General features: G+C 61.9%; 3 protein-coding genes. All 3 read right to left on the bottom strand.

Features of this window, described 5'->3' with window-relative positions:
- Positions 1-361: type IV pilus assembly protein FimV (locus B7L71_RS17390; protein WP_446497439.1), on the bottom strand; the 361-nt coding region annotated here is incomplete at its 3' end.
- A gap of 195 nt (positions 362-556) precedes the next feature.
- Positions 557-1669, bottom strand: coding sequence for an aspartate-semialdehyde dehydrogenase (gene asd / locus B7L71_RS15340; protein WP_016914050.1), 1113 nt, complete (start codon positions 1667-1669; stop codon positions 557-559).
- A 128-nt stretch (positions 1670-1797) separates the two neighbouring features.
- Positions 1798-2441, bottom strand: a 644-nt coding sequence (gene leuB / locus B7L71_RS15335) for a 3-isopropylmalate dehydrogenase (protein WP_139790152.1), incomplete at its 5' end; no start/stop codon positions are given.

Genomic DNA, 2441 nt, shown 5'->3' with positions numbered 1-2441 from the left:
CCTCGGCGCTACGCCCATCGGGGCCGCTGATGGTCAACAGCAGATCCAGCCAGGGCTCCAGCACCTCCTGCTCGGTGCGCAGCACCACCCGAGCACCGCCGGGAAGGCGCTCGATCTCGGCGCGCACGCTGGCCGCCAGCGGGGTCCACTCCAGCCCCCGGGCGGTAAAGGCCGCTTCGTCAGCGACCTCCACCCGTATCTCGCCCAGCGCAGTCTCGGAGACATCCACGATGGGTGCGGAGGCATTCAGCGGTGCCTGGAGCGGTGAGTTGACCGTCACCTGCCCCAGCCCCACGGCCAACGCCAACGGGCTTACGACGCCCAGCGGCAGCCATGACCACCATGCCAGCTTGTTTTTCATTGCGGCCCCTACTGCCTGCGGTTCCCTGCGTTACATTGTGCGGAAACATTCACCCATCACAATGACTTAATTCGTTTTTATCATAACGTATTTAACATGCCGCCTGGGCCAATGCACCTTCGACACGCCCGATAGGCAAAAAAATGGGAAGCTGCGAACAGCTTCCCACCGGTTTACCTGACGACCCGCGCTGGATTACTGCTCGCGCAGGATCTTCAGCATGCGCTTGAGCGGCTCGGCGGCCCCCCACAGCAGCTGGTCGCCCACGCTGAAGGCCGAGAGGTATTCACCGCCCATGTTCAGCTTGCGTAGCCGGCCTACCGGCACTTGCAGCGTGCCCGTGGCTGCTGCCGGGGTCAGGCCCGCTACGGTGGCGTCCTTATCGTTGGGAATCAGGCGCACCCACTCGTTGTGCTTGGCAATGCGCTCTTCGATCTCGTCCAGCGGCACATCCTGCTTCAGCTTGATGGTGAACGCCTGGCTGTGGGAGCGCATGGCACCGATACGCACGCAAAGGCCATCGATGGGAATCGGGTTGTTCTGCAGTCCCAGAATCTTGTTGGTCTCGACGCTGCCTTTCCACTCTTCGCGGCTCTGGCCGCTCTCCAGCTTGGTGTCGATCCACGGCAGCAGGCTGCCCGCCAGCGGCGCAGTGAAGTTTTCCGTGGGGAAGTCGCCGCCACGCATGGCCGCAGTGACCTTGCGGTCGATATCCAGAATGGCGCTGGCCGGGTCGGCCAATTCGCTGGCCACGCTATCACGCAGGTGGCCCATCTGGTTGAGCAGCTCGCGCATGTGCTTAGCACCGGAGCCGGACGCCGCCTGATAGGTCATGGAGGTCATCCACTCGACCATATCGGCCTCGAACAGGCCGCCCAGGCCCATCAGCATCAGGCTGACGGTGCAGTTGCCGCCCACGAAGGTTTTGGCACCTTTCGCCAGTTGCGCATCGATGACCTTACGGTTCACCGGGTCGAGGATGATGGTGGCTTCGTCTTCCATCCGCAGGGTGCTGGCGGCATCGATCCAGTAGCCTTGCCAACCGCCGTTGCGCAGGTCGCCGTAGACCTTCTTGGTGTAGTCACCGCCCTGGCAGGTGATGATCACGTCCAGCGCTTTCAGGTCATCCAGTGCAAACGCATCTTTCAGCGGAGGCACGTCCACGCCGATGTCGGGGCCGGGCTGGCCAACTTGAGAAGTGGTGAAAAAGATCGGCTCGATGCCGTTGAAATCACCATCTTCCTGCATGCGCTGCATCAGCACAGAGCCCACCATGCCACGCCATCCCACGAAACCGACTTTCAACATGTGAAGTCCTCCAACCAAGAATGAGATAAGTATTATACACAAATATCCGACACGACGTCGGCCACCCCTTGGGGCAGCCGACGTTGGTTGCTTTGCGATGAGTCGAAGCGAAGCTCTTTTTGCAAGCCTTAGGCTGAGCGTTGTGCAAAGGCCGCCAGCACCGCATCGCCCATCTCCACCGTGGAGACCCGACGGGTGCCTTCGGAAGCGATATCCGCCGTGCGCAGGCCGTCGTCCAGCACGCTGCCCACTGCCGCTTCGATGCGCTCGGCCATGGCGGGCTCATTGAGCGAGTAGCGCAGCATCATGGCCACCGAGAGCATCATGGCCAGCGGGTTGGCGATGTTCTGGCCTGCGATGTCCGGCGCGCTGCCGTGGCAAGGCTCGTACATGCCCTGCCCGCTCTCGTTGAGCGATGCAGAAGGCAGCATGCCGATGGAGCCGGTCAGCATGGCGGCGGCATCGGAGAGAATGTCGCCAAACATGTTGCCGGTGACCACCACATCGAACTGCTTCGGTGCACGCACCAGCTGCATGGCGGCGTTGTCCACGTACATGTGCGACAGCTCTACATCTGGGTATTCCGGTGCCAGCCGCTCCATGACCTCACGCCACAGAATCGTCACTTCCAGCACGTTGGCCTTGTCCACCGAGCAGAGCTTCTTGCCGCGCTTCTGGGCCATCTCGAAGGCGACACGACCAATGCGCTCGATTTCGCTTTCAGAGTAGATATAGGTATTGAAGCCGACCCGCTCGCCGTCGCGCACTTCGA

The sequence above is a fragment of the Halomonas sp. BC2 genome, from assembly GCF_002078115.1.
Taxonomy (GTDB): domain Bacteria; phylum Pseudomonadota; class Gammaproteobacteria; order Pseudomonadales; family Halomonadaceae; genus Vreelandella; species Vreelandella stevensii.
Note: the sequence above shows the minus strand (reverse complement) of the source record. Positions and strands in the feature narration are given on the sequence as shown.